This is a genomic window from Niallia taxi, from assembly GCF_032818155.1.
Taxonomy (GTDB): domain Bacteria; phylum Bacillota; class Bacilli; order Bacillales; family Cytobacillaceae; genus Niallia; species Niallia taxi_A.
Window position 1 is genome coordinate 1,417,868 of the sequence record NZ_CP102589.1, and the last position, 15,391, is coordinate 1,433,258.

The following is a 15,391-nucleotide window of genomic DNA, read 5'->3' on the forward strand; positions in this document are numbered from 1 at the left end:
AATTAGAAAAATCGACATTTTTTAAACTTGTCCGCATAGAATGTTTATAAGTGAGAAATGAGGAGGCAGAAAATGAAGAAGAATCGTTATTTACTGTGTATTTTATTATGTGGAGTCCTTCTATATTATGGAGTGCCAAGACTTGCTCCATATGATGCTGGAATATCTGGTGTCTTTTCCATCACTTGGCTAGCATTTGCTATATTTGTGCTGGCAGGAAATTTAACTGCATTGCTATACGCTCCTAAAGGGAAACAAGGAAGCAAAAAAACGCTGCAGCAGCTACAGAAAAAAAGAAAGATTCGTTACTATCAATAATAAAACAAAAGCTTGCCAACCTTACATCCACAACGGCGTTTGAAAATTGCCAAATGGTGGATAAAAAAGAAGGGGTTTGGCAAGCTTTTTTTTATTCAAATATTATTACAGTTGGAATTTTTGTTTATAACAAATTAACAGATTGATTGAATTTACATTGTGAAATAAGTGTAAAATAATTTATCAACTAAAACTGTACTAATAATTTTTTAAATAAAATTTATACTGTTATATATATAATGGATTGAATCGGAGGATTGGACATTCTATAATAATAGGTAAGAGAAAACTTGTTTAAACATATTTTTCGAAAAAATATTGAAATGAACAATATTAAGACATTTACATAAAGATTCAAGTTTAAAGGAGGGTGAACAGTGGCGACAAAACATGAACAAATTCTAACCTATATAGATGAGCTTCCTGTCGGAGAAAAAATTTCGGTCAGGCAAATAGCAAAGGCGCTGAGCGTAAGTGAAGGGACAGCCTATCGTGCAATAAAAGAAGCTGAAAATAAAGGATATGTCAGCACGATTGAAAGAGTAGGAACAATTAGAATTGAAAGAAAAAAGAAAGAGAATATTGAAAAGCTGACATTTGCAGAGGTAGTTAATATCGTCGATGGTCAAGTTCTCGGAGGAAGGGACGGGCTTCATAAAACACTCAACCGTTTTGTAATCGGAGCGATGAAGCTTGATGCAATGATGCGCTATACTGGTGCAGGTAACCTGATGATTATTGGTAACCGAATAAAAGCCCAGGAGCATGTGCTAAGAGCAGGGGCTGCTGTATTAATTACAGGTGGATTTGATACAGAAGATCAAGTAAAGCGGCTTGCTGACGAGCTGCAGCTGCCGATAATCTTGACAAGCTATGATTCCTTTACAGTGGCGACGATGATTAATAGAGCAATTTATGATCAATTAATAAAAAAAGAGATTGTTCTTGTTGAGGACGTCTTAACACCACTTGAAGAGACCATTTATTTAAAAACAGATGATCCTGTATCAATGTGGCAGAAGTATAATGAAGAGACGCTGCATGGTAGATTTCCAGTTGTCGATGCCAATATGAAGGTACAAGGTATGGTTACATCGAAGGATATAATCGGAAAACAAAAGGATATTCCCGTTGAAAAAATCATGACAAAAACCCCTGTAACAGTTGGCGGCAAAACAAGCGTTGCTTCTTGCTCTCATATTATGGTTTGGGAAGGAATAGAGCTTCTTCCTGTAGTTGATGAAGCAAATCGTCTGCATGGAATCATCAGCAGACAGGATGTATTAAAAGCACTGCAGATGAATCAAAGACAGCCGCAAATTGGGGAAACGATCGATGATATTATTACAAAGCAAATCAATGTTACAAAAGGGAAGCTGAAGTCAGAAAATTCCTTTACTTGTGAAGTAAGCCCACAAATGACCAATCACTTAGGAACTATTTCATATGGAGTTTTTACAACCATTGTAACAGAAGCTGCAAACAGGGCACTGAGAGGGCATAAGAAAGGCGATTTGGTTGTTGAGAATATAACTATTTATTTTATTAAACCAGTGCAGATTGACAGCACAATCGAGATAGTGCCAAAAATCTTAGAGGTCGGCCGAAAGTTTGGAAAAGTTGATGTTGAGGTGTTTAACCAAGGTGTGCTTGTAGGTAAAGCGATGATGATGTGCCAATTGATTGACAGACATTAAAAGGAGAGAAAAGACAATGAAGCAAAGTATATTAGACGCTATCAAACAGTTTGATACGATTATCCTACACAGACATGTCCGCCCAGATCCTGATGCATATGGTTCGCAAGGAGGGCTTGCTGAAATCATTAAAACCTCTTTTCCTGCTAAAAAAGTGTATACAGTTGGAAAAGAAGAGGAATCCCTTCATTTCATGCGCAGGCTCGATACAATTGAGGACAGCACGTATAATGATGCATTAGTAATTGTGTGTGATACGGCAAATCAGGCGCGTGTTTGTGACTCCAGGTATACGAAAGGGAAAATGCTTATCAAAATCGATCATCATCCAAACGATGACCCATATGGAGATATTGTGTGGGTGGACACATCTGCAAGCTCTGTCAGTGAAATGATCTATGAATTTTTCTTGTTTGGTAAAGACCAGGGACTGCAATTAAATGATGAAGGAGCAAGGCTTTTGTATGCCGGAATTGTAGGAGATACCGGCAGATTCTTGTATCCTAGCACAACAGAAAAGACATTCAATTATGCAGGAGAATTGATTACCTATAATTTCACAAGACCTGACATGTACAACCAAATGTATGAGCTTGATTCAAATATCGTGAAGCTGAGTGGGTACGTGCTTCAGAATTTTACAATGCTGCCAAGCGGAGCAGCATACATGAAGCTTGATAAAGACGTATTGAGCAGCTTCCATGCGATTCCTTCTCAAGCATCCTTGCTTGTCGGAGATTTGGGAAATGTGAAGGGGATAAAGGCTTGGGTATTCTTTATTGAGGAAGAAGACCAAATCAGAGTCAGATTTCGCTCTAAAGGTCCAATCATTAATGTGCTTGCTAAAAAGTATAACGGTGGCGGCCATCCATTGGCATCTGGTGCGAGCATTTTCAGCTGGGATGTCGCAGAGGAAGTTATTCGTGATTTAGAAGAGCTTTGCAACCAATAAGGATTACAAAAGAATCCCGAGAAGTTTTTGGCTTCTTGGGATTTTTTAGCTATTGCTAGTCTGCAAATGTGACACTAAGCTCCACATAGACTGTCGTGTAAATGATTAGCTCAGAGACCTTAAATCTGTATCGTTTTTGATCTGATTCAACCACTTTGTTTTCAATTGATTTCTTTAAAAGAGCCCTGCTTTTATAAACAAGCTCCATATCCTTTGCAACAATTGTTCTAAGATCTTCTTTTATAGCATCTTCCATTTCTAAAGCATTAAATGGTTTAATATTGTATTTATCTTTATCTTTGCTGTTTATCTTTACGACTATTCCTTGGATAGTCAGTTTTTCCTCGGCTTTTTTATTCAGCTCAGAAAATTCCTGCTGCCATATTTCTTTATCTTTTTCTAGGTTATGAATGGTGCTTTTTTGGTTTTTTATCTCTGTGCTGTACCTTTCCTGCCAAACACCAAACATAAACAAAAAGACGCACCAGCTTATAAAGCCTCCTATCACCATTCCAGCGAAAAACCGTTGAAGGGAAACATTCTTATAAAATGGTGGAATTCGCATATTAAATATACTCCTGCGTAATCCATCTTAGTATTGTCGCACCTGAGTGGGCGCCGCCAAATGCGGCAACGATTAAAAGAATTTGCTTAAAAAGATCCTTTGTTCCAGCATCATAAATACCCTTCTCAATTGTATGAATAGCATCAAACGTGCCGCCGATTGCTGTCACTATTGCCCAAATCCGAATCATATCCGATAATTTCGTTATTTCTGTTAAAAGAGGCTTTCCTGTCATGAATGCAGCCAATCCGCCAAGTAATGCTCCTCCAAGTACAACTCCAAGTGCAATAAAGTAACTTTCGATAAATGCTGAAAAAAACGGTTCTTGATTCATTTAAGTCAACCTCACAGTCCCTATTATTCTCTTAGTTATACATATGGACAAACAGAAGCAATTATGATTGCCAGTCCAAGTTAAACATGAAAAATCTAAAAGGCGAATGTGCATGTTCGATAATTGGGAGATTAAAGGAGACGAGATAAGAACATATTTTCTTTTTTTATACAATACAACTATAATAAAAGGATAATAAGTTGCTGTAGTCGAACAAATAAAAGATTGCGGCAGTAATAAGAATACTTAAGAAAGCTTGTGTAAAAGAGTGGTGATAAATATGTCTTATGTTCATTTGCAAGTATCGAGCGCGTACAGCTTGCTGTCTAGTACGGCTTCTGTTAAACAACTCGTTTCCTCTGCAAAAAGTAGAGGCTTTAGTGCGCTTGCCTTGACGGATCGAAATGTTATGTATGGAACAGCAGCCTTCTATAAGGAATGTTTAGCACAAAACATCAAGCCAATTATTGGTCTTACTGTCGATGTAATTAGTGAAAAACATGTAGATTCGGCCTTTCCGCTTGTCCTGCTAGCGAAAAACGGGCATGGATTCCAAAATCTCTTAAAATTATCGAGTGCTATCCAAACGAAAAATAAACAAGGTATTCCAATTAAATGGTTAAAGCATTATGCTGATGGCCTTTTTGCTTTTACTCCAGGATATGTTGGAGAAATAGAGCAGTCATTGCTCACAGAGGACATGGAGCATGCAAAGGAAACAACTTTATTATTTAAAGGGATTTTTGCTCAAGGGCATTTTTTCCTGTCGCTCCAAAAACACGGAATCATAGCTGAAGCAGCCTTAAATGAAAAGCTGAAGCAGTTGGCTGCTCAAACAGAAACAAAGCTTGTAGCAACAAATGCTGTGCAGTACACAAACAAGGAAGACAGGTTCGCACACGCATGCTTGGCTGCAATAAAAAATGGCATCACTTTAGCAAATGTAGAGCCAGATGAATGGGAGTCAGACGAGCGTTATTTGAAAAGCAAGCAGGAAATGGTGGAATTGTTCAGCGACGAACCGGAAGTACTAGAGAATACTTGGACGATTGCTTCTGCATGTGAGTTCCAGCCAGGAGAAAAGGTTGCAGCATTACCGAAATACCCACTTCCTGCTGGTGAAACAGCAGCGGAATATTTATTGCGCCTTTGTGAACAAGGTATGGTGCAAAGGTATGGAAATCCATCGGAAATACATATGGAACGGCTTCGTTATGAACTGAACGTAATAAACAGGATGGAGTACAGTGATTACTTTCTGATTGTTTGGGATTTCATGAAGTATGCACAAGATAATGGAATTCTTACAGGTCCGGGCAGGGGAAGTGCAGCTGGCTCTATGGTTGCATATGCATTGTTTATTACAGATGTCGATCCAATTAAATATGACCTTTTGTTTGAGCGCTTCTTAAATCCGGAACGGATTACCATGCCTGATATTGATATCGATTTTCCAGATGACAAGCGGGAACAGGTTATTGAATATGTAAAAAATAAATACGGAGAACTGCACGTAGCCCAAATCATTACATTTGGAACCTTAGCAGCTAAAGCTGCATTAAGAGATGTTGGCAGGGTTTTTGGTTTAACAATGAAAGAGCTGGAGCAGCTTTCAAAGGCAGTGCCCTCCAAGCTTGGAATCACATTGGAACAAAGCTTAAAAGAATCAAAGCAGCTACAGGTGTTTGTGGCAGAATCGCCAAAAAATAAACAGATTTTCGAGACAGCGAGCAAAATTGAAGGCTTGCCACGCCATGCATCAACACATGCTGCAGGTGTTGTTTTAAGTGAGGAGCCGTTAGTACAAATAGTTCCGATACAACAAGGCAGCGAGGACGTTTATTTAACACAGTACAGTATGGAACATCTTGAAGAGCTAGGATTATTGAAGATGGATTTCCTCGGCCTGAGAAATCTCTCTTTGCTTCAAACCATACTCGATACTATTCAACGTCAGACGAAAAGAAAGATTTCTATTAAAGAAGTGCCTTTAAATGATGCTGCTGTTTTTGAGCTATTAGGAAAAGGTGAAACAACCGGGATATTTCAGTTGGAATCAGATGGAATGAGAAGTGTCCTAAAAAGACTAAAACCGACAGAATTTGAAGATATCGTGGCTGTTAATGCCTTATACCGTCCTGGTCCGATGGAGAATATTCCACTGTATATTAACCGTAAACATGGCAACGAGAAAATTGATTATTACCATCCAGACCTACAGCCGATCTTAGAGAAAACATATGGAGTAATCGTTTATCAGGAGCAAATTATGCAAATAGCCTCGAAAATGGCTGGGTTCACACTAGGTGAAGCAGATTTGTTAAGAAGAGCAGTAAGCAAAAAGCAGCGAGATGTTTTGGCAGCTGAAAAGGTACATTTTGTGAAGGGTGCTTTGGTAAAAGGCTATGCAGAAAGCGTTGCGAATGAAATATATGAACTGATAGTCAGATTTGCGGATTACGGGTTTAATAGAAGCCATGCAGTTGCATACAGCATGATTGCCTATCAGCTTGCCTATTTAAAAGCAAATTATCCGCTCTTTTTCATGTCGTCCTTGCTAACCTCAGCAGTTGGCAATGAAGGGAAAATGATGCAATATATTCAGGAACTGAAACAAATGAATATAAAAGTGCTGCCTCCTTCCATTAATAGGAGCCATTTCGCCTTCACTGCCGAAGGAAGCAATATTTTATACAGCCTTGCTGCTATTAAAGGGATCGGAGCTTCCGTCCTAAAAGAAGTTTTTCGGGCAAGAAGGCAGAAAAAGTTTGATGATCTTTTTGATTTTTGTCTGCGAACCTCCCCGAAAATTGTCAACAGAAAAATCATAGAGGCATTCATCCATGCAGGCTGTTTGGATGAGTTTGGGGAGGATAGGGCTACATTGCTTGCGACCATTGATGTTGCCCTGCAGCATGCACAGCTTGTACATCCAGATGGAATGGAGCAGGATGACCTTTTTGGTGAGGAGGGCTTCTTCTTCAAACCGAAATATGTCCAGGTAGATCAGATGGATGCAGAGGATAAGCTTTCATTGGAGAAAAAAGTTCTCGGACTTTATCTTTCTGACCACCCAGTCTCCATATATGAAAAATACAAGAAGTCCTTGCAGTGTAAGGAGCTTGCTGAGATGAATCAAGGTGGGAAATATCGGACAATCACCTATATAACAGACTGGAAGGCTATTCGCACTAAAAAAGGGGAGCCAATGGCTTTTCTTACTTTAAATGATGAAAGCGGAGAATTAGAGGCAGTGGCATTTCCAGCAGTTTATAAAAAAATACAACACCTTCTCCAAAATGAAAAAATTTTATTTATGGAAGGAAAGGTTGACGAACGAAACGGAAATAAGCAGTTTGTTATTCAAGAGGCAGAAAAAGTTTCCGAAAAAGTCCAATCACTCAAAAGGAATAATCATAAATTATTTATTAAGATTGTCCAGGAAAAAGATACAGACGAAATAAAAGGTAGACTATTGGACATCATTAACCAATATAAGGGGGCAGTGCCTGTCATCATTCATTATGTGCAATCAGGAAAAACGATTCAACTAAACGACGAATATCTCATTAATCCGACAAAAGAATGCATCCGTAGCTTTGAAGAATTGCTTGGGACTAATAGTGCAATCTTGTCTGATTAACTTTACATCTTCTTAAAGTTGTTATATTGTTTAATAAGTCAACTGGTCTGACCACTTTTAGCTCTTGTTTCCTTCCAAAAAAAGGCAGGTTTTTTAAGGGCGGAATGAAAGCTGGCCAGAGATTTAAGGACATGCTAACAAGAAGCAGGTGATGATGAACGGTGAATGAGTCTTCTTCCAACAGCTCCAAGCTTTACTTGGACATTGTCAATCATTTAAGGGAAATGATTGAAAAGGATGGCTTAAAACCAGGAGACAGACTTCCCTCTGAACGCTCCCTTTCCGAAAGGCTTAATGCAGGAAGATCATCTGTGAGAGAAGCACTGCGGGCGCTGGAGCTTTTAGGGCTAATTGAAACGAAAAAAGGGGAAGGTACTTTTCTTCGGGATTTTCAAGGACATCGTCTTGTACAGTTAATCAGCACCTTTGTATTGCAGGATGAAAAGGCGAAATTGGATGTTTTAGAAACAAAAGACTTTATACAATTGAATTGTTTGCAGATCGCAATGGAAAAAATGACAGAGAAGGAGCTGACGGAAATTGCAGAGTGGGTTTGCTCTGATATGGTCAGCGAAAGTGATTTTTTTTTCAGGATTGTCCAAATAGCGGATAACTACTTGCTGTTTCGTTTATGGACCATACTAAAGGATTATTATTTTTCTCTTGGATTTCCCAATGTATATTGGTCAAAAGAAGATTATTTGCTGCTATTAGATAATATAAAAAGCAAAAATGAACAAGATTTAATCATGAATTATAGGAAAAAGAAGCAAACATAATGGAATCATACTTTTACTTTTAATATCCTGACTTTTTTTATCGTGAACATTTAAATAAAAAGCAGGAACATGTCTATGCTCTTTTTTACTAAGATGTGCGCCCTTAGAATTTGGGTAGTCACATAACGCAGAAAAATGGGGAGGCTTCCACATTGATGATAAAGGAAATATTTTCGAAACCGAAAAAAAAGAAATATGCGACAATCCCTTCTGAATCATCTAAAAACGATGTTCCTGAAGGTGTCATGACAAAATGCAGCAACTGTAAAAAAATTATGTATACAAAAGAATTGCAAAAAAATCTTAAAGTTTGTTTAAACTGTGGTTTTCATTTGCCAATGACAGGTTATGAGCGCTTAAGCTCTTTACTGGATGAAGATACATTCACAGAAATGAACCAAGACATGAAAACTGGAAATCCACTGAATTTTCCAGGCTATGAAGATAAGATTGCAGGCGATCAAAAGAAGACAAACATGAATGAAGCGGTCGTAACTGGAACAGGCGAAATAAACGGTATTAAAGTAGTAATCGCAGTAATGGATTCTTCTTTCCGCATGGGAAGTATGGGTTCCGTTGTTGGCGAGAAGATTACGTTAGCAATTGAAAAGGCTGATGAGCTTTCATTGCCATTTATTATTTTCACTGCTTCAGGCGGTGCAAGGATGCAAGAAGGTGTCCTTAGTTTGATGCAAATGGCTAAAACGAGTACAGCATTGAAGAAGTTCAGCGACAATGGTGGACTTTATATTACAGTGATGACACATCCGACTACAGGAGGAGTTTCCGCGAGTTTTGCTTCGTTAGGTGACTTTAACTTTGCTGAGCCTGGTGCGCTTATCGGATTTGCTGGAAGAAGAATTATTGAACAGACAATTGGAGAGAAGCTGCCGGAGGATTTCCAAACATCTGAATTTCTATTAAAGCATGGACAGCTCGATGCCGTCATACCGAGACTGGAAATGAAAGAAAAGCTCCATTTAGTTTTAGAAATGCATCAGGCAGGCGGTGATTCAGAATGGTAGAACTAGAATTTGACAAGCCAGTAGTTGAATTAAAAAACAAGATTAAAGAATTAGAAGATTTCTCCAAAAAGGCAAACGTAGATCTTTCCAATGAAATCGAAAAGCTGGAAAAACGATTGGAAAAATTGGAAAAAGAGGTTTATGAGAACATGAAGCCTTGGGACAGGGTGCAGATTGCAAGGCATCCAAGCAGGCCGACAACTCTTGACTATATTCCTTATCTTTTCACAGATTTCATGGAGCTCCACGGTGACAGAACGTTTGGCGATGATGCAGCGATTGTTTCAGGTATTGCCAAATTTAAAGGTTTGCCAATTACGGTAATTGGTCACCAAAGAGGGAAGGACACGAAGGAAAATATTCGCAGAAACTTTGGGATGCCACATCCAGAAGGATATAGAAAAGCATTAAGGCTTATGAAGCAGGCAGATAAATTCAGAAGACCAATCGTATGCTTTATTGATACGAAAGGAGCTTATCCAGGTAAGGCTGCTGAAGAGCGAGGCCAAAGCGAAGCAATCGCAAAAAACCTGTTTGAGATGGCTTCCTTGAAAGTACCTGTGATATGTATCGTAATTGGAGAAGGCGGCAGTGGTGGTGCTTTAGCATTGGGTGTCGGAAATTATATGCATATGCTAGAAAACTCCACTTATTCGGTTATTTCTCCGGAAGGTGCTGCAAGTATCCTGTGGAAGGATTCAAACCAGGCGAAGCAAGCTGCCGAAAGAATGAAAATCACAGCTCCTGATTTAAAGGAAATGGGTATTGTCGATACAATCATTCCAGAGGTAAGAGGCGGAGCACACCATGATGTTGAGGCACAAGCAAAAGAAATTGAAACAGTGCTGTTTGCTTCCCTTAAGGAATTAAAAGCAATGACAGAAGAAGAACTTGTTGAACATCGCTACAATAAGTTTAAAGCAATTGGAGAACATATTTCTGAGTGAGCCAATACGGGAGCTTAAATGGGGAGCATGAGCTTTCTTATTTAAGCTCTTTTCTTTTGTAATGAAAAAAACATAAAATTTTGTATGAATTGTAGCATTTATTAGCGGAAAATGAGAAAATGCAAAAGGGCAGTAAAAAAAGCAATGGAAGATATGTTAAAATAGCATGCAGAATGGTTTAAGCTTCTTTATTCGGGAAAAGATAAAAGGGTGAGTGAAAAAACTTGCTGACAATTTCGTCTTTTATTTTTTTTTCATATAAAGTTGAGATAGATGAGCCTTCATGATATGTTAGAATTGTTATAGTCAAATGTAATTAGAATGAAAGCTAAATTATCATAATTAGGAAAAGGTACCTTGAAAATTATCTTTTTTCGGAATGTTTATCTTTTTATTTGTAATATTTGTGACAGATATTGCAGAATGGTGTTATATAATTTAGTATATGTATGTTTTTATCTACATAGCAGTAGATTAAATTGTATGAGGTGATTGTAATGGTGAAAAGAATTGGGGTACTAACTAGCGGCGGTGATGCGCCAGGAATGAATGCAGCAGTAAGAGCGGTTGTGCGTAAAGCTATTTATCACAATGTGGAAGTATACGGAGTTATTGGCGGATATGCAGGTCTTATCAGTGGAAACTTCAAGAAATTAGAAGTTGGTTCTGTTGGTGACATCATCCACCGTGGGGGAACTTTCTTGTTTTCTGCACGCTGTGAAGAGTTTAAAACAAAAGAAGGTCAGCAAAAAGGGATCGAACAGCTTAAGAAGCATGGTATCGATGGTCTTGTAGTTATTGGCGGAGATGGTTCCTACATGGGGGCGAAGGCGCTTACAGAGCAAGGGTATCCATGTGTTGGCGTGCCGGGAACTATTGACAATGATATTCCAGGAACAGAGTTGACAATCGGCTTTGATACTGCTTTAAACACAGTTATTGATGCGATTGATAAAATTCGTGACACAGCAACATCTCATGAACGCACATTCATTGTGGAAGTAATGGGGAGAAACGCTGGTGACATCGCGCTTTGGTCAGGTTTAGCTGGCGGTGCGGAAACAATTCTAATTCCTGAAGAAGGCTTCCATATTGATGAAGTAGTGGACCGTCTGAAAAAAGGTAGCGAGCGTGGCAAAAAACACAGTATCATCATTGTTGCTGAAGGTGTATGCTCAGGCGTCGAAATCGGCAGACAAATCGAAGAGCACACTGGCTTTGATACTCGCGTATCTGTATTGGGACATATGCAGCGCGGAGGATCTCCAACTGCAGCAGACCGTGTGCTTGCAAGCAGACTAGGGGCTTACGCTGTTGAGCTTCTTGTCGAAGGAAAAGGCGGACGAGCAGTCGGTATCGAAAAGAACCAATTGGTGGATTATGATATAATTGAGGCTTTATCACGCAAACATACAATTGACACGAACTTATATCGCCTATCAAAAGAACTATCCATCTGATGATAGAACAGGAGACTCGAATTAGATTTATTCTACTTGGAGTCTCTGCCATGAATACAAAGAACTAATCAGTAAAAAAATTATTATAACGGAGGCATATATAATGCGTAAGACAAAAATAGTATGTACAATCGGTCCTGCTAGTGAAAGTATTGAAAAGCTTACACAACTTATGGAAGCTGGTATGAACGTAGCAAGATTAAACTTCTCACATGGTGATTTTGATGAGCATGGCGCACGTATCAAAAACATTCGTGAGGCATCTGAAATCACAGGTAAAAACGTTGCTATTCTACTTGATACTAAAGGTCCGGAAATCCGTACAAACAACATGAAGGACGGAGCAGTTGAGCTTGTAGCTGGAAATAACATTATTGTGTCTATGACAGAAGTAGAAGGAAATGCTGATAAGTTTTCCATCACTTACGAAGGACTTATTGATGATGTGGAAGTAGGAAGCAAAATTCTTTTAGATGACGGTCTAATCGGACTTGAAGTAACAAGCATTGACAAAGCAGCTGGAGAAATACATACAAAAATCCTAAATACAGGCACACTTAAAAACAAAAAAGGTGTTAACGTGCCAGGCGTATCTGTTAAGCTACCAGGAATCACGGAAAAAGATACTAACGACATTCTTTTTGGTGTGGAACAAGGCATTGACTTTATTGCAGCATCTTTCGTACGCCGTGCGTCTGACGTTCTTGAAATTAAGCAATTGCTTACAGACAATAACGCTTCACATATCCATATCATTCCTAAAATCGAAAACCAAGAAGGTGTCGACAATATCGATGAAATCTTGGAAGTTTCTGATGGCTTGATGGTAGCTCGTGGTGACTTAGGTGTAGAAATTCCTGCAGAAGAAGTTCCATTGGTACAAAAGTCCTTAATTAAAAAATGTAATATTCTAGGGAAACCAGTTATCACTGCAACGCAAATGCTTGACAGCATGCAACGCAACCCACGCCCAACAAGAGCGGAAGCAAGTGATGTTGCAAATGCAATTTTCGATGGTACAGATGCTATCATGCTTTCTGGTGAAACTGCTGCTGGAACATACCCAATTGAAGCTGTTCAAACAATGAACAACATTGCTTCAAGAGCAGAAACTGCGCTTAACTATAAAGAAATTCTTTCGAAGAGAAGCAGAGATGTTGAACCTAATATCACTGATTCAATCGGACAATCAGTTGCTCACACTGCATTGAACCTTGATGTAAAAGCAGTTATCACACCAACAGCAAGCGGACAAACAGCAAGAATGATCTCTAAATATCGTCCGGAGGCTCCAATTGTAGCTGTAACATATGATGCACATATTTTGAGACAGCTTGCTTTAGTTTGGGGTGTATACCCACGTTTAAGCACAAGAAGTGAGTCTACAGATGAAATGCTTGATGTTGCAATTCAAGAAAGTGTAAACAGCTCTATCGTTACACATGGTGATACTGTTGTTATTACTGCTGGCTTGCCTGTAGGTGAAACAGGAACAACAAACATTATGAAAATCCATGTTGTTGGTGATATTTTGGCAAAAGGTCAAGGAATCGGCCGTAAAACAGCTTATGGTAAAGCAATCATTGCTAACAATGCAAAGGATGCTCTTGATAAAGTAACACAAGGTTCAGTTTTGGTTACTACAGGAACAGATCGTGACATGGTGCCTGCACTTGAAAAATGCAGTGCGTTAATAACAGAAGAGGGCGGTTTGACAAGCCATGCTGCTGTTGTTGGACTTAACCTTGGTATACCTGTTATTGTTGGAGTGGAAAATGCAACAGAAATCTTCACTGACGGTCAAGAAATCACAGTTGATTCTCGCATTGGAACAATCTACAGCGGACATGCAAGCGTACTTTAATATTTGAGTAAACGCCGAAAAGCTCACCTTGTTTTTTAGAAAGCAAGGATGTGCTTTTCGGTGTTTTTTTTTTCTGGGAATAAATGCATGCTGCTAATATTTTTCTATTTGCAAGGAAAAAGCTATAATGGAGAAAAGAAGTATTAAAGGAGGAGCGTCATTTGCGTAATCTCTTTATTGCATTATTGATTGTGCCGCTTGTCGAACTAGCTGCATTCCTGTTATCAGGGAAGTTAATTGGCATTCCGGAGACGTTAATATTAGTAGTAGTAACTAGCTTGCTGGGAGCTTTTATATTGAAGAAGGAAGGCGTTAAAGCAATCAGAAGTGTTCAAGAACAGCTCAGTCTTGGAAGTCTGCCTGGTGACGCCATTTTGAATGGCTTTTGTGTACTAATTGGTGGAATTTTTATGCTGTTGCCAGGATTTCTGTCTGACATTGTTGGTGCTTTGCTGCTGCTTCCGCCAACTAGAAAGCTTTGCAAAAAGCTGTTGCTTCATTATATGCAGAAAAAACTGCTGCAAAAGAACAGGATTATTATCCATCAATAGACATAACAAAACAGCGGCATGGATTATCCATGGCCGCTGTTTTGTTATTTTTCTGCTCCTTTAATGAAGCTCCATAAATCAGCGAAAACACCAGCTTTGTTTAACGTGCTGATAATTACAAGTGTTACTGGACCGACAATTAATCCTAGAAATCCAATTAACTTAAAGCCGACAAATAGGGCGACTAAGGTTGCGAGGGGATCAAGTCCGATGCTGGATGACAATATTTTCGGCTCCATAATTTGCCTTTGGACAAGAACTATTATGTACAATACAGTTAGTCCAATAGCCTGAGGCATTTGACCAGTAATCACTTCATAAATAATCCAAGGAACAAATACGAGTCCTGTTCCTAAATACGGAATTATATCAACAATTCCAGTGACTAACGCTATCGTAATGGCATAATCAACACGGAGGATGATTAACCCGATAAGAATGATAACAGTTGTAATGGATACTAATGTGAGCTGTGCTTTTAAAAAGCCGAGCAAGGCCCTTTTTAAATCGACAAACACTGATTTTCCGCTTTTGCTCAAGCGGGGAGGCAGCAGGTTCGTTAACCTCCGTATAAGACGGTTCCAATCCTTGCTTATAAAAAATGTTGCCAATAAAGAGAAAATAATCACAGTAGCAGCATTTGGAAACCAAGATAAAATAATCGGGATATTCTGAAAGAAGGTTTGGATAAATGTACCGACACTTGATCCAATCTGTTCGCCAACATTTTTAATATTAGTAATAATCGTATTTTGCTGGTTTGTGCCTAAATTATTAAATGTGCTGGCAAGTTGGTTATATAATGGAATGATTTGCGCTGTAAAAAAGTCTTCGATGTATTCAATAAGTAGATTAATATGCTCTGGTACCACATTCGCTAAATAAGCGGCACCTGTTACAATTTCTGCAACAAGCAAGGTGATAAGTCCTGCAAATAAAGATAAGATAATAATAATGCTTAAGATTACTGCAAAAGCTCTAGGTAATTTGCACTTAAATTGTAGAAAGTTAACAAGGGGGTTCATAAGAAATGCAATCAAAAAGCCTATAATAAATGGATAGGTTATTTTTGATAAATAAAAAAATCCAACAAATATTAGTATCGTCACTGCAATGACACACAGCAGACGAAGTGAACGGTGAATCAAAGTCATGTTCAAACAATTGTCCTCCCATTCTCGCTTAAAAATACATATTAGTTTGTTTAATCTTTGTTATTCATATGTATACAATTCAAAAATAACCATATAAAAAAT

General features: G+C 38.6%; 13 protein-coding genes. 10 read left to right on the plus strand and 3 right to left on the minus strand.

What is annotated here, in order from left to right:
- The first annotated feature begins 72 nt into the window (after positions 1-72).
- The 3 genes from NQZ71_RS06940 to NQZ71_RS06950 all read left to right on the plus strand — a co-directional run bounded on the left by NQZ71_RS06940 (position 73) and on the right by NQZ71_RS06950 (position 2,967).
- On the plus strand, positions 73-318 hold the full coding sequence (locus NQZ71_RS06940) for a hypothetical protein (RefSeq protein WP_127737030.1): 246 nt from the start codon (positions 73-75) through the stop codon (positions 316-318).
- 377 nt (positions 319-695) lie between these two features.
- Entirely contained in the window at positions 696-2,015 is a 1,320-nt protein-coding gene (locus NQZ71_RS06945) for a CBS domain-containing protein (protein ID WP_144456589.1), read from the plus strand.
- Between the two features lie 16 nt (positions 2,016-2,031).
- Positions 2,032-2,967 carry a DHH family phosphoesterase gene (locus NQZ71_RS06950; RefSeq protein ID WP_317011562.1) on the plus strand — a complete coding sequence of 312 codons (936 nt, stop codon included), beginning with the start codon at positions 2,032-2,034 and terminating at the stop codon, positions 2,965-2,967.
- Positions 2,968-3,022: 55 nt separating this feature from the next.
- Here the strand turns inward: NQZ71_RS06950 and ytrI are convergent, their stop codons facing one another.
- Positions 3,023-3,532, minus strand: a complete 510-nt coding sequence (gene ytrI / locus NQZ71_RS06955) for a sporulation membrane protein YtrI (RefSeq protein ID WP_144456585.1) — start codon at positions 3,530-3,532, stop codon at positions 3,023-3,025.
- A gap of 1 nt (position 3,533) precedes the next feature.
- Positions 3,534-3,866 carry a sporulation membrane protein YtrH gene (locus NQZ71_RS06960; protein ID WP_144456583.1) on the minus strand — a complete coding sequence of 111 codons (333 nt, stop codon included), beginning with the start codon at positions 3,864-3,866 and terminating at the stop codon, positions 3,534-3,536.
- Between the two features lie 280 nt (positions 3,867-4,146).
- Between NQZ71_RS06960 and dnaE the strand changes: the two genes are divergently transcribed.
- The 7 genes from dnaE (at position 4,147) to NQZ71_RS06995 (ending at position 14,135) form a co-directional block, all read left to right on the plus strand.
- A complete protein-coding gene (gene dnaE, locus NQZ71_RS06965) occupies positions 4,147-7,509 on the plus strand; it encodes a DNA polymerase III subunit alpha (RefSeq protein ID WP_317011563.1) in 3,363 nt (1,120 codons plus the stop codon).
- Positions 7,510-7,670: 161 nt separating this feature from the next.
- A complete protein-coding gene (locus NQZ71_RS06970) occupies positions 7,671-8,288 on the plus strand; it encodes a FadR/GntR family transcriptional regulator (protein ID WP_260053715.1) in 618 nt (205 codons plus the stop codon).
- A 155-nt stretch (positions 8,289-8,443) separates the two neighbouring features.
- The gene (gene accD, locus NQZ71_RS06975; RefSeq protein WP_144456653.1) at positions 8,444-9,313 is read left to right on the plus strand and encodes an acetyl-CoA carboxylase, carboxyltransferase subunit beta; all 870 of its coding nucleotides are present in this window, start codon (positions 8,444-8,446) and stop codon (positions 9,311-9,313) included.
- The gene (gene accA, locus NQZ71_RS06980) at positions 9,307-10,260 is read left to right on the plus strand and encodes an acetyl-CoA carboxylase carboxyl transferase subunit alpha (RefSeq protein WP_317011564.1); all 954 of its coding nucleotides are present in this window, start codon (positions 9,307-9,309) and stop codon (positions 10,258-10,260) included. The genes accD and accA overlap by 7 nt, the downstream gene beginning before the upstream one ends.
- Positions 10,261-10,760: 500 nt before the next feature.
- Positions 10,761-11,720, plus strand: a complete 960-nt coding sequence (pfkA, locus tag NQZ71_RS06985) for a 6-phosphofructokinase (protein WP_144456652.1) — start codon at positions 10,761-10,763, stop codon at positions 11,718-11,720.
- 103 nt (positions 11,721-11,823) lie between these two features.
- Positions 11,824-13,584, plus strand: coding sequence for a pyruvate kinase (gene pyk, locus NQZ71_RS06990; RefSeq protein ID WP_144456575.1), 1,761 nt, complete (start codon positions 11,824-11,826; stop codon positions 13,582-13,584).
- Positions 13,585-13,745: 161 nt separating this feature from the next.
- Positions 13,746-14,135: an FxsA family protein gene (locus tag NQZ71_RS06995; RefSeq protein WP_260053716.1), complete on the plus strand. Its 390-nt coding sequence runs from the start codon at positions 13,746-13,748 to the stop codon at positions 14,133-14,135.
- A gap of 44 nt (positions 14,136-14,179) precedes the next feature.
- Here the strand turns inward: NQZ71_RS06995 and ytvI are convergent, their stop codons facing one another.
- Positions 14,180-15,289, minus strand: coding sequence for a sporulation integral membrane protein YtvI (gene ytvI, locus NQZ71_RS07000; protein ID WP_394374126.1), 1,110 nt, complete (start codon positions 15,287-15,289; stop codon positions 14,180-14,182).
- Between the last annotated feature and the right edge of the window lie 102 nt (positions 15,290-15,391).

What these genes read in the sequence shown, in the direction of transcription:
- NQZ71_RS06940 (WP_127737030.1), top strand. Translation starts at nt 73, where the DNA reads ATGAAGAAGAATCGTTATTTACTGTGTATTTTATTATGTGGAGTCCTT.
- NQZ71_RS06950 (WP_317011562.1), top strand. Translation starts at nt 2,032, where the DNA reads ATGAAGCAAAGTATATTAGACGCTATCAAACAGTTTGATACGATTATC.
- ytrI (WP_144456585.1), bottom strand. Translation starts at nt 3,532, where the DNA reads ATGCGAATTCCACCATTTTATAAGAATGTTTCCCTTCAACGGTTTTTC.
- NQZ71_RS06960 (WP_144456583.1), bottom strand. Translation starts at nt 3,866, where the DNA reads ATGAATCAAGAACCGTTTTTTTCAGCATTTATCGAAAGTTACTTTATT.
- dnaE (WP_317011563.1), top strand. Translation starts at nt 4,147, where the DNA reads ATGTCTTATGTTCATTTGCAAGTATCGAGCGCGTACAGCTTGCTGTCT.
- accD (WP_144456653.1), top strand. Translation starts at nt 8,444, where the DNA reads ATGATAAAGGAAATATTTTCGAAACCGAAAAAAAAGAAATATGCGACA.
- accA (WP_317011564.1), top strand. Translation starts at nt 9,307, where the DNA reads ATGGTAGAACTAGAATTTGACAAGCCAGTAGTTGAATTAAAAAACAAG.
- pyk (WP_144456575.1), top strand. Translation starts at nt 11,824, where the DNA reads ATGCGTAAGACAAAAATAGTATGTACAATCGGTCCTGCTAGTGAAAGT.
- ytvI (WP_394374126.1), bottom strand. Translation starts at nt 15,289, where the DNA reads ATGACTTTGATTCACCGTTCACTTCGTCTGCTGTGTGTCATTGCAGTG.